The organism is Rhizorhabdus histidinilytica (assembly GCF_900167915.1).
In the GTDB taxonomy this organism is placed as follows: Bacteria; Pseudomonadota; Alphaproteobacteria; order Sphingomonadales; family Sphingomonadaceae; genus Rhizorhabdus; species Rhizorhabdus histidinilytica.
Genome location: NZ_FUYM01000003.1, coordinates 256,825 through 274,030 on the forward strand (window position 1 = coordinate 256,825; position 17,206 = coordinate 274,030).

At 68.0% G+C, this 17,206-nt stretch carries 8 protein-coding genes; 6 read left to right on the top strand and 2 right to left on the bottom strand.

Features of this window, described 5'->3' with window-relative positions; genetic code table 11:
• The first annotated feature begins 12 nt into the window (after positions 1-12).
• Both B5X82_RS07915 and pbpC read left to right on the top strand, forming a co-directional pair.
• Positions 13-5,745 carry an alpha-2-macroglobulin family protein gene (locus B5X82_RS07915; RefSeq protein WP_079647577.1) on the top strand — a complete coding sequence of 1,911 codons (5,733 nt, stop codon included), beginning with the start codon at positions 13-15 and terminating at the stop codon, positions 5,743-5,745.
• Positions 5,746-5,755: 10 nt separating this feature from the next.
• On the top strand, positions 5,756-7,873 hold the full coding sequence (gene pbpC / locus B5X82_RS07920) for a penicillin-binding protein 1C (protein ID WP_079647578.1): 2,118 nt from the start codon (positions 5,756-5,758) through the stop codon (positions 7,871-7,873).
• Between the two features lie 38 nt (positions 7,874-7,911).
• Here the strand turns inward: pbpC and B5X82_RS07925 are convergent, their stop codons facing one another.
• Both B5X82_RS07925 and B5X82_RS07930 read right to left on the bottom strand, forming a co-directional pair.
• On the bottom strand, positions 7,912-8,718 hold the full coding sequence (locus tag B5X82_RS07925) for a SirB1 family protein (RefSeq protein WP_079647580.1): 807 nt from the start codon (positions 8,716-8,718) through the stop codon (positions 7,912-7,914).
• The gene (locus B5X82_RS07930; RefSeq protein WP_328588181.1) at positions 8,715-9,200 is read right to left on the bottom strand and encodes an Lrp/AsnC family transcriptional regulator; all 486 of its coding nucleotides are present in this window, start codon (positions 9,198-9,200) and stop codon (positions 8,715-8,717) included. The genes B5X82_RS07925 and B5X82_RS07930 overlap by 4 nt, the downstream gene beginning before the upstream one ends.
• Before the next feature lie 141 nt (positions 9,201-9,341).
• On the opposite strand from B5X82_RS07930, the gene B5X82_RS07935 reads away from it, so the two are divergent.
• The 4 genes from B5X82_RS07935 to B5X82_RS07950 all read left to right on the top strand — a co-directional run bounded on the left by B5X82_RS07935 (position 9,342) and on the right by B5X82_RS07950 (position 17,145).
• Complete coding sequence (locus B5X82_RS07935; protein WP_079647582.1) at positions 9,342-11,684, top strand: transketolase; 2,343 nt, start codon at positions 9,342-9,344, stop codon at positions 11,682-11,684.
• Between the two features lie 459 nt (positions 11,685-12,143).
• On the top strand, positions 12,144-13,148 hold the full coding sequence (locus B5X82_RS07940; RefSeq protein WP_079647583.1) for an AraC family transcriptional regulator: 1,005 nt from the start codon (positions 12,144-12,146) through the stop codon (positions 13,146-13,148).
• 160 nt (positions 13,149-13,308) lie between these two features.
• A complete protein-coding gene (locus B5X82_RS07945) occupies positions 13,309-14,409 on the top strand; it encodes an LLM class flavin-dependent oxidoreductase (protein ID WP_079647584.1) in 1,101 nt (366 codons plus the stop codon).
• Positions 14,410-14,787: 378 nt separating this feature from the next.
• Complete coding sequence (locus tag B5X82_RS07950; RefSeq protein ID WP_079647585.1) at positions 14,788-17,145, top strand: TonB-dependent receptor; 2,358 nt, start codon at positions 14,788-14,790, stop codon at positions 17,143-17,145.
• Positions 17,146-17,206: the final 61 nt, after the last annotated feature.

The window sequence follows — 17,206 nt, forward strand, 5'->3', positions numbered from 1 at the left end:
GAGGGAGAGTATATGCGTGGCGTCCTGAAACGGCTTGCTCCGGTCCTCCTGTTGCTCGCTTCGGTCGCCTCCTCGCAGGGCGGCGGGCCGAGCGTGCTGTCGGCGGGGCCCGGCAACGACGTCGGCGGTTTCCGCAGCTTCCAGATCCGTTTCTCGGCGCCGATGGTTCCGCTCGGCGAACCCCGCGCGCGCGGGCCGTTCGACATCAACTGCCCGGTCGCGGGCAGCGGGCGCTGGTCCGACCAGCAAAGCTACAGCTACGAGTTCGCCGCCCCGCTGCCCGGCGGGTCGCGCTGCACGCTGACCCTGCGGTCCGGCCTCGCCGGGCTCGACGGCACCCCGCTGGTCGGCGAGCGCAGCGCCTATGTCCTCGACAGCAGCGGGCCCGATGCCCGCGCCGTCCTGCCTGCGCGCTACGGCGGCTCGATCCAGCAGGACCAGACCTTCCTGATCGCGACCAACGTCCCCGCCGATCGCGCATCGATCGCCAGCGAGGCCTATTGCGCGGTCGATGGGATCGGCGAGAAGCTGCCGGTCGACGTGCTCCCCGCCGACGTGCCGCGCAAGCTGGTCGAGGGGCTGCCCAACAATTACCAGCTCAGCAATTTCCTTGAGGAAGCCGGCCTCACCATCGAGCGAGCTCGCGCTCCCGGCGGGCTGCGCAACCTGGTCGCGCTGCGCTGCCGCCGGCCGTTGCCGCCGGGCCGCGACATGGCGCTGGTCTGGCCGAACACGATCAGCGGCGGCGGCCGCACCGCACTCGAGACGCGGCGCTTCGACTATCGCGTGATCGACGAGTTCACCGCGCGCTTCGAATGCACCCGCACCAATCCGCGCGCCGGCTGCAACCCGGTCGAGCCGGCCTATGTCCGCTTCACCGCCCCGGTACCGCGCGGCACGGCCGCGGCAGTGCGCATCCGCCTGCCTGACGGCACCAGCATCGCACCCGCCGGCTTCGACGACGGCGACGAGGGCGCCACCCCCTCGCCCACCGTGCAAAGCGTGAAGTTCGAGATTGCCGCCGATCGCCCGGCGACCGCCGCGACGCTGCTGCTGCCCGCGCGGGTGCTCGACGAGAATGACCGGCCCCTCGCCAATGCCCGCCGTTTTCCGCTGCCGATCCGCTTCGACGCCGCGCCGCCGCTGGCGAAGTTCGCCGCGACCTTCGGCATCCTCGAAGCAAGCGAGGGCGGCATGCTGCCGCTCACCGTCCGCGCGATCGAGCCGAAGCTGTCGGCGAAGGCGCTGCCGATCGACGGCAAGACGCTGCGGCTCGGCAGTTCGGACGGCGAGGTCGCGGCCTGGCTCCGCCGGCTGGACGATGCCGAGGACAGCGACTTCACCGACGAGAAGCGCGGCGACGAGACCGTCACCGTCAACCACACCCGCGACACGCCGTTGCTCGCCCGCCAGCCGGGCCTGAAGCCGACCAGCATCCCGCTGCCCGGCAAAGGCAAGGCGTTCGAGGTGGTCGGCATCCCGCTCGGCAAGCCCGGCTTCTACGTGGTCGAGGTGGCGAGCCCGACGCTCGGCCGCGCGCTGCTCGGCCGCAACGCGGTCCGCTATGTCGCGACCGGCGCGCTCGTCACCGACATGGCGGTCCATTTCAAATGGGGCAACGCCAGCTCGCTCGCCTGGGTGACGCGCCTGGCCAGCGGCGATCCCGTCGCCGGCGCCGCGATCCAGGTCAGCGACAGTTGCACCGGCAAGCCGATCGCGCGCGGCACCACCGATGCGGCCGGCCGGCTGCTGATCCGCGACAAGCTGCCACAGCCGCAGACCTATGGTTGGTGCGACGGCGATTCCCACCCGCTGATGGTGTCGGCGCGCAAGGACGGCGACTTCAGCTTCACGCTCACCAGCTGGAGCAAGGGCCTCAGCCCCTATGATTTCGACATGCCGTTCCAATATGAGGAACGGCCCCTGATCTTCCACACCCTGTTCGATCGCACGCTGATGCGCGCGGGCGAGACGGTGCACATGAAGCACCTGCTGCGCCGCCCGATCGCGACCGGCTTCGCGCCGATGGCGGCGAAGGGCACGCTGACCCTGCGCCATCGCGGGTCCGACACCAAATACGAGATCCCGTTGACGATCGGCCGCGACGGCATTGCCCTGAGCGAATGGACCGCGCCCAAAGGCACGCCGCAGGGCGACTATGACCTGTCGCTCCAGATCGGCAAGGACGAGGTCGGGACCAGCCAGTCGGTACGGGTCGACGAATATCGCCTGCCGACGATGCGCGCGACCGTGACCGGGCCGAAACAGGCGCTGGTGCGGCCCAAGACCGTGCCGGTGAACCTCTATGTCGGCTATCTGTCGGGCGGCGGGGCGGCCAACCTGCCGGTTGCCGTCCGCACCAGCTTCGACCAGGCGACGCCGAGCCCGAAGGGCTGGGACGGCTGGAGCTTCGGCGGCGCGCCGCTCAAGGAAGGCGTCACCCCGCTCGACGACGACAATCGCGACCTCGCGGCGCCGCTGCCGGGCGTCCAGCTCCTCGCGCTCAACCTCGACCGGCAGGGCGCGGGCCGCACCAGCATCGCCATCCCCGAGACGGCGCGCGACGGCGCGACGCTGACCGTCGAAATGGATTATCCCGATGCCAATGGCGAGACGCTGACCGCGACCCAGCGGATGGTGATCAACCCTGCCTCGCTGCAGCTCGGCATCCGCACCGACGGCTGGCTGATGAAGAAGGACGACCTGCGCCTCAAGCTGGTCGCGCTCGATCTCGACGGCAAGCCGGTCCAGGGCCGCAGCGTCTCGGTGAAGCTCTACAGCCGGGAGATCCTCTCGTCGCGGCGGCGGCTGGTCGGCGGTTTCTATGCCTATGAGAACAATGCGAAGGTCACCCGGCTGAAGCAGGGCTGCACGGTCTTCACCGACGCGCGCGGGCTCGCCTCGTGCCAGCTCGATCCGGGCATATCGGGCGAGGTCTATGCGGTCGCGACGGTGCGCGACGGATCGGGCAACGAGGCGCGGGCGGTGACCTCGGTCTGGCTGGCCGGCGGCGATTGGTGGTTCGGCGGCGACAATGGCGACCGCATGGACGTCATTCCCGAGCAGCGCGAATATCGCGCGACCGACACCGCCCGTTTCCAGGTACGGATGCCGTTCCGCTCGGCGACCGCGCTGGTCACGGTCGAACGCGAGGGCGTGCTGTCGAGCTTCGTGACGAAGCTGTCGGGCAAGGATCCGGTCGTCGAGGTGCCGTTGCAGGGTGCCTATGCGCCCGACGTCTATGTCTCGGTGCTTGCCGTGCGCGGGCGGGTCGCGGGCTGGCGGCTGTGGCTCGCCGATTTCGCCCGCCGCTGGCACCTGCCGTTCTTCCAGGACCTCGCCGCGAAGCCGACCGCACTGGTCGACCTCGCCAAGCCGAGCTTCCGGCTGGGGGTCGCGAAGATCAACGTCGGCTGGGACCGCCATCGCCTCGCCGTCGACGTGCAGGCCGACCGCGGCAAATATCATGTCCGCGACCGGGCCCAGGTCGCGGTGCGGGTGACCGGCCCCGACGGCAAGCCGCCGCGCGCCGCCGAGATCGCCTTCGTCGCGGTCGACGAGGCGCTGCTCGCACTGTCGCCGAACGAGAGCTGGAAGCTGCTCGACGCGATGATGGGCGAACGGCCGCTCGGCGTGCTCACCTCGACCGCGCAGATGCAGGTGGTCGGCAAGCGCCATTATGGCCGCAAGGCGGTGGCGGCCGGCGGTGGCGGCGGCGGCGACCTGACCCAGGTCAACCGTGAGGATTTCCGTCCCGTGCTGCTGTGGAAGGGCCGCGTCCCGCTCGATGCGTCCGGCATGGTGCGGGTGGCGGTGCCGCTGTCCGACGCGCTCTCCTCCTTCCGCCTCGTCGCGATCGCCAATGCCGGCGCCGGCAGCTTCGGCACCGGCAGCACGACGGTCCGCACCCAGCAGGACCTGAGCATCTATTCGAGCATCGCGCCGCTGGTACGGTCCGGCGACCGCTATGGCGCCAGCTTCGTCCTGCGCAACGGATCGGAGAAACCGATGACGGTGACCGCGCGGGTCACCGCTAACCCGTCGATCGTCAAGGGGCCGCCGCTGACCGTGTCGCTGCCCGCCGGCGGGGCGAAGTCGGTCACCTGGTGGCTGACCGCGCCGACCGGTCTCGACAAGCTCGGCTGGACGGTGACGGCGCGTTCGGCCGACGGCCGTTCCAGCGACCGGCTGACCGTCGCCCAGACGATCGTTCCCGCCGTGCCCGTCGACGTCTGGGCCGCGACCTTGCTGCGCGTCGGCCCGCAATCGCTGGTGCCGCTGACGCCGCCAGTGGGTGCACTGCCCGGCCGCGGCGGGATCGAGGTGCGGCTGAGCGACAGCATCGCGCCGCCGCTCGACGGGGTACGGCGCTACATGCGCGACTATCTGTTCAACTGCTTCGAACAGCGGCTTTCCAAGGCGATCGTCGCGGGCGACATGGCGGCGTGGAATGGCCTCACCGCCGACATGCCCGCCTATCTCGATCGCGACGGACTGCTCCGCTACTTCCCCGACGACCGGATGGAGGGATCGGTCGCGCTGACCGCCTATGTCCTGTCGATTACCGCCGAGGCGGGGCTGGCGCTGCCCGAGACGGAACGGACCCGGATGGTCGCGGCGATGCGGTCGGTCGTCGAAGGGCAGCTCGGCCGCGACGTGCCCTGGTCCTACGATCCGCGCGCCGAGAAGCTCGCCGCGCTCGCCGCGCTCGCCCGCAACGGCGGGTCCGAGCCGAGTCTGTTCGGCCAGATCGGCATGGCTGCACGCGACATGCAGACCTCCGCGCTGCTCGACTGGCTCGGCGCGCTGCTCCGCACGCCCGGCGCCGATCCGCGCGCGATCGCGGAGGCGGAGGCGGTGCTGCGCGGGCGGATCGCCTATGAAGGCTCCCGGCTCGACTTCGTCGATAGCGGCACCGCGCCCTGGTGGATGATGAGCTCGGGCGACGAGATCGCCACCCGCGCGGTCGCCGTTCTCGCCGGCCGGCCGGGCTGGCAGGACGAGCTGCCGCGCCTGCTGGTCGGTGCCGCGCTCCGCCAGCAGCGCGGCCATTGGGACACCACCACCGCCAACGCCTGGGGTGTGGTCGCGGTGCGGCGCTTCACCGGCCTCTATCCACCCGCCGCCGTCGCCGGCACCACCGAGGTCGACCTGCTCGGCCTGTCGCGGATGGCGCGCTGGCCGTCCGCCGAACCGGCGGTGCTGCGCTTCCCGCTGCCCGCGCAGCCGACGCCGATCCGCCTCTCGCATCCCGGCGAGGCCGGTCCCTGGGCGCAGATCCAGGTGTCAGCGGCGGTGCCGATGAAGCAGCCCTTCTTCGCGGGCTATCGCGTCAGCCGGCAGGTCGAGTTCATCCAGCGCCGCGATCCGAAGAAGATGAGCAAGGGCGACGTGCTGCGCATCCGCCTGACCGTCGATGCCGGGGCCGAGCGCAACTGGGTGGTGGTCAGCGACCCGATCCCGGCGGGTGCGACGATCGTCGGCGACCTGGGCGGCCAGTCGGCGACACTCGCGGCGCAGGCATCGGGCGGCGACGGCGTGAGCCCGTCCTATGTCGAGCGCGGGCAGGATGCGTGGCGCGGCTATTATCAATGGGTGCCGCGCGGCCGCTTCACCGTAGAATATGCGGTACGGCTCAACGCCCCCGGCCGTTTCCAGATGCCGCCGACCCGGGTGCAGGCGATGTATTCGCCCGAGATCCGCGCCGCGCTGCCCAACGCACGGATGTCGGTCTTCCCGCAGTGAGGCGACCGCGATGAGGCTTCCGTCGCGCCGGGCGTGGCGACGGGCGGCGCTGTTCGGCCCGCTCGCGCTGCTGCTGTCGCTGTTCGTCCTCACCCTGCCGCCGGCGATGCCGGCACCCGCCATGGTGAAGGCGGCGTGGCGACCGACGGAGAGCTGGCTCTACGACCGCGATGGCCGGCTCCTCGAAAGCGTGCGGGTCGACTTCACCCAGCGGCGGCTCGCCTGGGTCCCGCTCGACCGCATGGCCCTCGTCCTGCCACGCGCGGTGATCGCGGCCGAGGATCGTCGCTTCACCACGCATGGCGGGGTCGACTGGCTGGCGCTCGCCGGATCGATCCGCGACGGCCTGTCGGGTCGCCGGCCGCGTGGCGCCTCGACGATAACCATGCAACTCGCCGGCTTCCTCGCCCCCGAGCTGGCCCGGCCGGGCGCCCGCTCGATCCGCCAGAAGGCGCGGCAGATGCGCGCGGCGATGGCGCTGGAGAGAGGCTGGTCGAAGGACGAGATCCTCGAAGCCTATCTCAACCTCGCCGGCTTCCGGGGCGAGGCGCAAGGCGTGATGGCGGCGAGCCGGCAATTGTTCGGCAAGGCCCCCGACCGGCTGTCGGGCGACGAGGCGCTGCTGCTGACCGCGCTGCTGCCCGATCCGCAGGCTCCACCCGAACGGGTCGCGCGGCGCGCTTGCGCGATGAAGCCCGCCGACTGCCCGGCGCTGACCGCGATCGCCGCGCGGTCGCTCGGCACCGCCCGCCGCCAGCGGATCGATCCGGGTCTCGCGCCGCATCTCGCCCGGCGGTTGATCGACCATGCTGGGATGCGGGTGACGACGACGCTCGACGGCGCGATCCAGCGCGCCGCGATCACCGCCCTCTCCCGCCAGCTCATCGGCCTGGGCGACCAGCGCGCCCGCGACGGCGCGGTGATCGTGCTCGACAATGCGACCGGCGACACGCTCGCCTATGTCGGCGGGGTCGGCGGCGCGTCGACGGCGGCGGCGGTCGATGGCGCCGGGGCGCCACGCCAGGCCGGATCGACGCTCAAGCCCTTCCTCTACGCCGCCGCGATCGAACGCGGCTACCTGACCGCCGGATCGATCCTCGACGACAGCCCGGTCCAGCTCGACACTGCCTCGGGCCTCTATGTGCCGCAGAATTACGACCGCAGCTTCCGGGGTCCGGTCTCGGCCCGCTCGGCACTGGCGGCGTCGCTCAACGTGCCGGCGGTGCGGGCGCTGCTGCTGGTCGGCGTCAACGCCTTCCGCGACCGGCTGTGGGACCTTGGCTATCGCGGGCTGACCGAGGACGGCGACTATTACGGCTTCTCGCTCGCGCTCGGATCGGCCGAGGTGACGCTCGCCGAGCAGGCCAATGCGTTCCGCGCGCTCGCCAATGCCGGCCGCTGGTCGCCCGCCCGGCTGCGCGCCGGGGACCGCCGCGAAGCCTCCCGCCCCGTCATCGCGCCCGCCGCCGCCTGGATCACCGCCGACATCCTGTCCGATCCGGGCGCGCGGGCGGGGACCTTCGGGCTCGACAGCGCGCTGCGCCTGCCCTTCTGGGCGGCGGTCAAGACCGGCACCTCCAAGGCGATGCGCGACAATTGGTGCGTCGGCTTTTCCAGCCGCTACACGGTCGCCGTCTGGATCGGCAACCTGGAGGGCGATTCGATGCGCGCCGTCTCCGGCACCAGCGGCGCGGCGCCGGTGTGGCGCGAGGTGATGCTGGCGCTCCACCGCCAGGCGCCTCCGCCCCGCCCCGCCCGCCCGGCCGACGTCGAGAGCCGCGCGATCCGCTTCGCAGGCGGGATCGAGCCGCCGCGCACCGAATATTTCCTGCGCGGCACCGGCCAGGCGCTGTTCGGTCCCACCCCGCCCGAGGCCCGCCGCGCGCGGATCACCAGCCCGGTGTCTGGCAGCATCTATGCGCTCGATCCCGACATTCCCGGCGATCGCCAGCGCATTCGCATCCTCGTCGCCGGCGCGGTGGCGGGCCATCGCCTGGTCCTCGACCGCCGCGACATCGGCCCGGCCGAGGCGCAGCCGCTCGTCCTGCCCGGCCCGGGGGCGCACCGGCTCCAGCTCCGGCGCCCGGACGGCGGCGTCGCCGACCAGATATTGTTCACGGTGCGGTAGTCTTCCACCCCGGCCTCCGCCGGCATGACGATAAGGCCTCAGCGCCCCGACAGCGCCTCCAGCGCTTCGAGGATCGTCGCGCGGGCGTCGGCGTCGCGGGTGATCTCCAGCATCGCGCTCAGGCTGCCGCGCGCCTCCTCGCCGCGGCCGTCGGCCAGTTGCAGGCGGGCGAGGTCCCACCAGCCCTGCGCGTGGGAGGGCGCGACCTCGACGATGCGTTCGTAGATGGCGATCGCGCGGGCGGCGTCGCCGGCCTGTTCGGCGCGGGTCGCCTGGTTGAGCAGCAGCCGGACCAGCACCAGCCGGTTGGGCAGCGGCGCGACATGCTCGGGTTCGATCCGCGCCGTCGGCCCCAGCGATCGCCGCAGCAGCTTGTCGAGCGTCTCGTCGCCGACCGGCAGGCCGTCGTGGAACGGATCGATCAGGATCGGCGAATCGAGCGGACCGATCCGCACCAGCACGTGCGAGGGGGTGTTGAGCGCCTCGGCGATCCAGCCCAGCCGGCGGGCGAGCGCGACATAGAGGATCGACAGGCTGACCGGCAGGCCGCGCCGCCGGTCGAGCACGCGGATCATGTCGGCATTGAGCGGCGCGTCATAGCTGGCGCTGTCGCCCGCGAAGCCGTGACGGCCCGCCAGCAGCCGGGACAGCGCGCCGGCCTGCTCCTCGCTGGTCTCCGCGTCGGCGCCCTCGTCGCGCAGCTCGGCCTCGAGCGCGTCGAGTTGCTCGTGATAGGGCGTCAGGTCGACGCCGGGATGGTCGAGCGCGCTCAGTTCGAGCGCGGCGATGTCGAGTTCGATCTCCTCGTCATCGAGCAGGCCGAGATAGGCGATGGATGCGATCATGCGTCCGTCTTATCGACCGGGATCGCGGTGCGATAGACGACGGGACGCAGCGCGAAGCTCGAAACCACCTGCGACACGCCGGCGATCCTGATCAGCTTCTGCCGCAGGAAATCCTCGAACGCGGCGAGCGAGGCGACCAGCACGCGAAGCTGATAGTCGCTCTCGCCCGTCATGAGGTAGCATTCCATCACCTCGGGAAAGCCGGCGACCTCCTCCTCGAAGGCGGCGAGATGCCGATCGTCCTGCCCGTCGAGCCGAACGCGGACGAACGCCGTCACCGGCAGGCCGAGCGCGGCCGGATCGACCAGCCCGACATAGTTGCGGATCACCCCCGCCTCCTCGAGCTGGCGGACCCGGCGAAGGCAGGGGCTGGGCGAGAGACCGACCCGCGCCGCGAGGTCGTGGTTGGTGATCCGGCCGTCCGACTGGAGCTCCGCCAATATCCTGCGATCTATCGCATCTAGAGGGTAATTTGAAATAATTCACTCCCACGACAGGTAATGGCGACAGTTTATGCCAATTCACCGCCAAACCGCCAGCCAATTCGCAAGGACCGGCGGCGGACGATCGGCTATCAGGGCCAAACGCCGGACGGACCGGCGTTGTTGCCGGAGACGCCGTCGATGCTGCATGAGGTGAAGCCCCAGGACCCCGCCACCATCGCCGCGATCGAGGCGCTGGAGGTCCGGCTTCGCTGGCTGTCGTCGTGGACGATCCACAACGCCAACCACCTGCGCGAGAGCCGCGACGGCCTCAAGGTCGGCGGCCACCAGGCGAGCTGTGCGTCGATCACCGCGATCATGGCGGCGCTCTACTTCCACGCGCTGCGCCCCAACGACCGGGTGGCGGTCAAGCCGCACGCCGGGCCGGTGCTGCACGCCATCCACTATCTGCTCGGCAACCAGAGTCTCGACCAGCTCCGGCGCTTCCGGGGCCTCGGCGGCGCGCAGAGCTATCCGAGCCGCACCAAGGACAAGATCCCGGTCGACTTCTCGACCGGGTCGGTGGGCCTGGGCGTCGCGATCACCGCCTTCGCCAGCCTGGTGCAGGATTATCTCATCGCGCACGGCAACCTCGCCGAGGCCGACGCCGGCCGGATGATCGCGCTGATGGGCGACGCCGAGCTCGACGAGGGCAATATCTATGAGGCGCTGATCGAGGGCTACAAGCACGACATCCGCAACTGCTGGTGGATCGTCGACTATAACCGCCAGTCGCTGGACGCGACCACCGCCGACCGGATGTTCAACCGGTTCGACGACATCTTCCGCACCTGTGGCTGGCGGGTGCTGACCCTCAAGCACGGCAAGCGCCAGCGCGAGGCGTTCCGCAAGCCGGGCGGCAAGGCGATCGCGGCCTGGATCGACAACTGCCCCAACGCCGATTACGCCGCGCTCACCTATCAGGGCGGGGCGGCCTGGCGCGCGCGGCTGACCGCCGACCTCGCCGCCGACGCCAAGGCGCTCAAGCTGATCGCCTCGTTCGACGACGAGGGGCTGGCTGCGCTGATGACCAATCTGGGCGGCCATTGCATCGAAACGCTGCTCGACGCCTTCGCCCAGGCCGACGACGACAAGCCGACCATGTTCATCGCCTATACGGTGAAGGGCTACGGCCTGCCCTTCGCCGGCCACAAGGACAACCATGCGGGACTGATGAACCCGACCCAGATTGACGGGCTCCGCCAAAGCCTGGGCATCGACCAGGGCGAGGAATGGGCACCCTATGGCGGGCTGGGCGACAACAGCGCGACCATGCTGCGCCAGTTCGTCGCCGGATCGCCGCTCGCCCGGGGCCGGGCCGCCGCGGCGATCGAGCCGGTGCCGGTGCCCGCGACGCTGCCGGTGCCCGAGGGTGCCGAGCAGTCGACCCAGGCCGCCTTCGGCCGCATCCTGCTCGACCTCTCCAAGTCCGGCCACCCGCTCGCCGACCGGATCGTCACCACCTCGCCCGACGTGACGGTGTCGACCAACCTCGGCGCCTTCGTGAACCAGCGCGGGCTGTTCCGCCGGCAGGAGCTGAAGGACGTCTTCCAGGCCGCGAAGATCCCGTCGGCGCAGAAATGGTCGGGCCATGGCGCAGGCCAGCATATCGAGCTGGGCATCGCCGAGCACAACCTGTTCCTGATGCTCGCCGCGCTCGGCCTGTCGGCGCAGACCTTCGGGACGCGGCTGCTGCCGATCGGGACGGTCTACGACCCGTTCATCGCGCGTGGCCTCGATGCGCTCAACTATGGCTGCTACCAGAATGCCCGCTTCCTGCTGGTGGCGACGCCATCGGGCGTGACGCTGGGGCCGGAGGGCGGCGCGCACCAGTCGATCAATTCGCCGCTGATCGGCATGGGCCAGCCCGGCCTGACCTATTTCGAGCCGGCCTTCGCCGACGAGCTGGCGCTGACGATGCGCTGGGCGTTCGAACATATGCAGGCCGAGGACGGCGGCTCGGTCTATCTTCGCCTCACCACCCGCGCGATCGAGCAGGTCGAACGCGCCGACGACGGGTGGCAGGAGGACGCGCTGAAGGGTGGGTATTGGTTGATGCGACCTGCCCCCGGCGCGGAGGCGGCGATCGTCTTCACCGGCGCGATCGCGCCCGAGGCGATCGCCGCCTGGCACGACCTCAAGGAGGACATCCCCGGGCTCGGCCTGCTCAACGTCACCTCGCCCGACCTGCTGCATCGCGGCTGGTCGGCGCGCCACGCCGCGCGCTGGCAGGGCGGCGACACGAGTCGCGCCCATGTCGAGACGCTGCTGCGCGACCTGTCGCCGACGGCGGGGCTGGTGACGATCATCGACGGCAGCCCCTCGGCGCTCTCCTGGCTGGGCGGCGTACGCGGCCAGAAGGTCAGCGCGCTGGGCCTCGACCGGTTCGGGCAAACCGGCGACCTGCCCGACCTCTACCGCACCTACCGCCTCGACAGCGACGCGATCGCCGACGCGGCGGCGGAGCTGTTCCTCGACCGCTGAGCGATCACCGGATCGGGCCGGGAATTCGCGCCCGATCCCGGGTGCATGGGGTTGTCCGTCCGTTTTTTCGTTTTTCCGGATTCGGGCGGGCTGCCCCGGCGGCGGCCCGCCGTCCGAAGCGCCTGCGATGTCGCGGCAGCCGTCTGCCGGCAGTGCTGTGATAAACATATGAGAATGATCATGCGCCGCGCCGCATGCACGGCGACAGGAGCAAGCCAATCCCTACATTGCAAGGGTGGCCGATAATCGGCCATCCGTCGTCGCCATCGGCAGCGGCCGGATAGCAGATAGCTGGGAGTGCCTGCGTTACAGGCAACCCCCTGTCCCATTATCCGAAAATCGCGAGAAATCGGCGAACCACTTCCTTTTGCATGTGCGAAGGCGGAGCCTGGCCTTGTCAGCGATGACAATCTCATGACTATTTACGGCGTCCGCACTCTTTAGAGGGACTCGACGCCCGTGACATCGGCCCTGAGCTACGCTGGTGCACCATCGCCGCCACACCGCGCCCATCATCCGCTAGCGGGCTTCGCGCCGACGACATTGCGTTCCAACCGGGTTTTCGAGTCCAACGACGTCGAATATACCCGCGACCAGATCTCCATCATCCTGCAACCCCATCTGCTCTCGCCCAAGGGCCGCTGGCAGGGGACACAATGCTATGTCGACCATTTCCCCATCGGGCGCGTGGGGCTCGGCACGATTCACTTCGGCAACATGCAGGTCCATGTGCCTTCCTATGCCCATTATCTGGTCGCCCTATGCCTCAGGGGCAACGCGACGATCCGTGCCGATCGCAAGGAATATTCGATCGGAGGCGGCTCGGCCCATATCATGATTCCCGGCGAGGAGATGCTCGGGACATTCTCGGCCGACTGTGAACAATTCTTCGTCCGGATCAGCACGGAAGCGGTGCGCGCGCATACGGGATTTCGCCACCTGGTCTTCCGCAAGGAACTGGACCTCAGCTCGCCGGCCGTGATGCCATGGCTGCAGCAGGTCGCCTTGATCGCGGCCAATCCGCGCATGGCGCAGATGATCAGCAATCACCCCCTCCTCAGCAGCGACTATGAGCGCCTGCTGCTCAACCTGCTGCTGGCCGGGCAAAGCCATTGCGAACGGAACGACGCCCCTGGCCAGATCGCACCGGCCAGCGTCCGCCGGGCAGAGGCCTATATCCACGCCCATGCAGCCGACCCCATCAGCCTGTCCGATATCGCCGCCGCCGCGGGCGTCCCCGCCAGGACCCTGCTGGATAGCTTCAAGCATTTCCGCCAGACCAGCCCGATCCGTTATCTGAAGGACGTACGGCTGGACAACGCAAGGGAGCGGCTGCGGCAGCGCGGGGCGGACACGATCGCGCAGGTCGCGCTGGACGCCGGCTTCGCGCATCTCGGCCGATTTGCCGCCGATTATTCCAAGCGATTTGGCGAATTGCCGTCGGATACCCAGCGCAGGCGTTAGGGTCGAGCGAAGCAAGGTTGGGGAGGCGATCTCGAACCCATCAAAATAGTCTGCAATTTCTGGCTATGACGGCCGGCGGCTGCTCGAAGTGGATTTAGACTCTGCACCGGGCGGGCCAATCTATCCGAGACAGAAAGGTCAAACCTCGGATAGGGATCATATGAAGAAAAACATAGAGGTTGGAGTATTCATTCCAACGGTCCGAAGCGGTTGGGTTCATTCATCCAATGTTCCCTACAGCCCCGGCTCCTTCAAGCACGCGCTTCTGGTCACGCAACTGGCCGAATTCCTGGGCTTCGACTTTGTCCTCAGCCCTCAAAACTGGCGCGGCGCCCAGGGGCCGTCCCGCTTTTGGGGAGATACCGTCGAATCGCTGACGACGACAGCGGCGTTGCTGCAGGCGACGGACCGGATCAAGGTTTGGGGCACGACCCACGCCAATGTGTATCCGCCCGCCGCGATCGCCAAGATGGTCGCGACCCTGTCCGAAATCGGCAACGGCCGCGTTGGGATGAATGTCGTGACCGGCGGCCACCGATCGAGCTTCGAGCCGCTGGGGCTGTGGGACGACAGCCTCTCCCATGACGAACGCTACGACTATGCGGAAGAGTGGCTTCAGGTCATCAAGCAATTGTGGACCGACGAGCGGGTTACGCATGAGGGGAAGTTCTTCCAGCTCAACGACGCGATATTGAGCCCACGCCCGCGAAGCATGCCGACCCTCGTCAATGCCGGCGCCTCGGGAAGAGGATTGCGCTTCGCGGTGTCGAGCTGCGACGTGGCCTTTCTCCTGGGCGGCGGCGAAGCCGGTTACATCGAATCGGCGAAGCAGGCGAAGCAGATCGCCAGAGAGCTGAACAAGCCGGATTTCAAGGTCTATGGACTGGTCACGCTCATCCCGGGCGATAGCGATCGGGACGCCCAGGCCCTGATGGACCATCTCGAAGAGGGCGTCGATCTCGTCGGCCTTGAAGATCTCGCGCGCGGCTACGAGAAAAACACCAAAGGCGTCAAACAGCTCAGCAGCTCTTCCCTCGCTCCATTGGGCGGACCGAAATATAAATCGGTCATGCCCGGGACGTTCATCGGCTCCTATGAGAGCCTTGCCGCCCAGCTGTCCCAGCAGGTCATCAAAGCCGATCTGGACGGTCTGCTGGTCATCGTCCCGGATTACATAAACAACCTGAAGGAGGTGGCCATGAGAACCTTCCCCCTCCTGGAAGAGCATAATATCCATTGCAATGTCGGCGCCGGCTTATAGGGACCCCGGCCTCCTCTCCGGGAGAGGAGGCCGCGCCTCCACCGGTTCGCGGTGGCATGACCGGGCGGGCTTCAAGGTTCATCGATATCCGTCGGCGCAGATGAAAGCTGCGCGAATTGGATAGACGGCGTCGCGGCCGCGATAATCGAGTTGGCTGCGCGCGAAGTCCACGACTTTAATGTGTCCTTGGCCGGACTGCTTCATGCGACGCCCGCCGCCAGGCGCGCGCCGCGACGAGCAATAGATAGATGATATCGGCGACCAGAATGAGGGGTCTGGAAGTTGAATAGCTCAGGGAGAAAGGCAGTGACTTATCGGCTCGGTTCGAAAAAGATCACATTGAAGTTGCTCGTCTTGTTGGGAGCATCTTACCCGTCATTGACCCATGGACAGACGACGGCCGCGCCCGCCGATGTGTCGACGGCCGAGGCCGAGGACACTGAGATCGTCGTCACCGCCAACAAGCGCGAGCAGCGGATCACCGACGTCGGCCTGACGATCACCGCCTATTCCGGCAACACGCTGAAGGCGCAGCAGATCGACTCCCTGGCGGAGATCGCGCAGATCGTGCCCGGCCTGTCCTACACGCCGTCGCAGACGGCGACCCCCGTCTATACGTTGCGCGGGGTAGGCTTCTACGAGTCTTCGCTGGCGAATTATCCGACCACCAGCGTCTATGTCGATCAGGTTCCCCTGCCATTTCCGGTCCTGACCACGCACGCCGCTTATGATCTGGAGCGCGTCGAGGTGCTGAAGGGCCCTCAGGGAACGCTGTTCGGCCAGAATTCGACCGGAGGCGCCATCAACTTCATTCCCGCGAAACCCACCGCGACGTTCGCCACAGGCGGCGACCTCAGCTACAGCCGCTTCAATCGCATCGATGCGAACGGCTATGTCAGCGGGCCGATCGCCGAGGGGCTGAGAGGCCGCCTGTCCTTCAACGCCGCGCATGCCGACGACTGGCAGAAAAGCTATCTTCGCAACGATAAGCTCGGCGAAGTCGAATATTATGCCGGTCGACTGTTGCTCGACTGGACTCCGTCCGACCGGCTCACGCTCAATCTCAACGTCAATGCCTGGCAGGACAAGAGCGATCCCCAGGCACCCCAGTTCTTCGGCCTTCAAAGCCAGGCGCCGGCCACCTTGCCGCCGCTGATCGCCGCGCAGCCCTTCACGCCGCACGATGCCCGCCTGGCCGAATGGACGCCGGGCGCCAACCGCCCGCGCGCCAATAACCGGTTCGCGCAGGCCGCGCTGCGCTTCGATTGGGAACTTGCCGACGACATCATCTTCACCGGCATATCCAGCTATATCCACTACAAGCATTTTCAGGTCGTCGACCAGGACGGCACGGAATTGCGCGATTCCGACGTGGCCGAAGACAGCGGAACGATAAAATCCTTCAGCCAGGAGCTTCGCATCGCCAATGCGGAATCCAGCTCGCTTCGCTGGGTATTGGGCGCCAATTACGAGCGCAGCACGGTCAACGAATATGCGCGCTACGACTTCCCCGATGAAAGCACCTCCGCGCTATTCGGCTTCACCGGCGATCAGAATACGTCCGACCAGAAGCTGCGCAACTATGCGCTGTTCGGGAATGCCGAATATGACATCTCGGCCGGGCTGACGGTCAAGGCCGGCGCCCGCTATACCAAGGCGAAGCGCAGGGCCGTTCAGTGCACCTTCGACAATGGCGACGGCACATTCGCGCGGGCGATCGACACCGTCGTGCAGCTCATCCATCTCGGCATCATTCCGGTGCCGGGCTTCACGCCCTCGGGCGTCGTTCCGCCCTCGGTGGGATCGGGCTGCACGGCGCTCGACAATCTCACCAACGACGGCACGCCCGCCACCTACCTGCCCGGCGCCTACAAGCGCTCCCTGAACGAGGACAATCTCTCCTGGCGGGTGGGGCTGGATTACAAGGTCACGCCCGACCTGCTGCTCTACGCGAACATATCGAGAGGCTATAAGGCAGGAAGCATGCCGATATCGTCGGCAGCGACGTTCGAGAACTATATCGAAGTCAAACAGGAATCGCTGCTCGCCTATGAAGCCGGCTATAAATTCACCGGCATCGGCGGACGCTTCCGGCTGAACGGCGCGGCCTTCTATTACGACTATAAGGACAAGCAGATCCGCGGGGCGATCGTCGATCCGGTTTTCGGCAATCTCCAGGCGCTCGACAACATCCCCAAATCGCGGATCTACGGCGCCGAGGCGGAGGTCAACTTCATACCGATCGACGGGCTCACGCTCGGTGGGTCCGCCACCTATATCAACAGCAAGATCACCGAATATGTGAACTTCAGCGCGTCCAACCAGGTGACGGATTTCGCCGGCTCCAGAATCCCGTTCACCCCCAAATGGTCGGGCTCCTTCACGGCCGACTATCGCTGGCGCGCCGGATCGATTTCGCCGTTCATCGGCGCATCGATTTCGGCGAGATCTGGCACGATCGCCAATATCGGCGGCGACCGGGGCTACATACCGCCACCGGGTGCCGTCCGGCAGGAAGTGCCGCTTGGCCGGACCTTCGATATCGACGGCTACCTGTTGGTCGACCTGCGCGCCGGCATCGCCGCCGAAAACGATCAATGGCGGGTCACGGTGTTCGGCAAGAACGTGTTCGACAAATATTATATCCTGAACACCTACAAGGACTTCGACACGGTCAACCGCCTGACGGGAATGCCGGCCACCTACGGCGTCACCGTGTCGTTCAATTTTCGCTAGTCGCGTCAACGCACATCCGCTGGCTTGCAACGCCAGCGGATGGCGGGCGTGACGCGTCGAC

Excerpts from the sequence above, each read along its gene's own strand:
- B5X82_RS07945 (WP_079647584.1), top strand. The coding sequence starts at position 13,309 with ATGAAGAAAAACATAGAGGTTGGAGTATTCATTCCAACGGTCCGAAGC.
- B5X82_RS07935 (WP_079647582.1), top strand. The coding sequence starts at position 9,342 with ATGCTGCATGAGGTGAAGCCCCAGGACCCCGCCACCATCGCCGCGATC.
- B5X82_RS07915 (WP_079647577.1), top strand. The coding sequence starts at position 13 with ATGCGTGGCGTCCTGAAACGGCTTGCTCCGGTCCTCCTGTTGCTCGCT.
- B5X82_RS07925 (WP_079647580.1), bottom strand. The coding sequence starts at position 8,718 with ATGATCGCATCCATCGCCTATCTCGGCCTGCTCGATGACGAGGAGATC.
- pbpC (WP_079647578.1), top strand. The coding sequence starts at position 5,756 with ATGAGGCTTCCGTCGCGCCGGGCGTGGCGACGGGCGGCGCTGTTCGGC.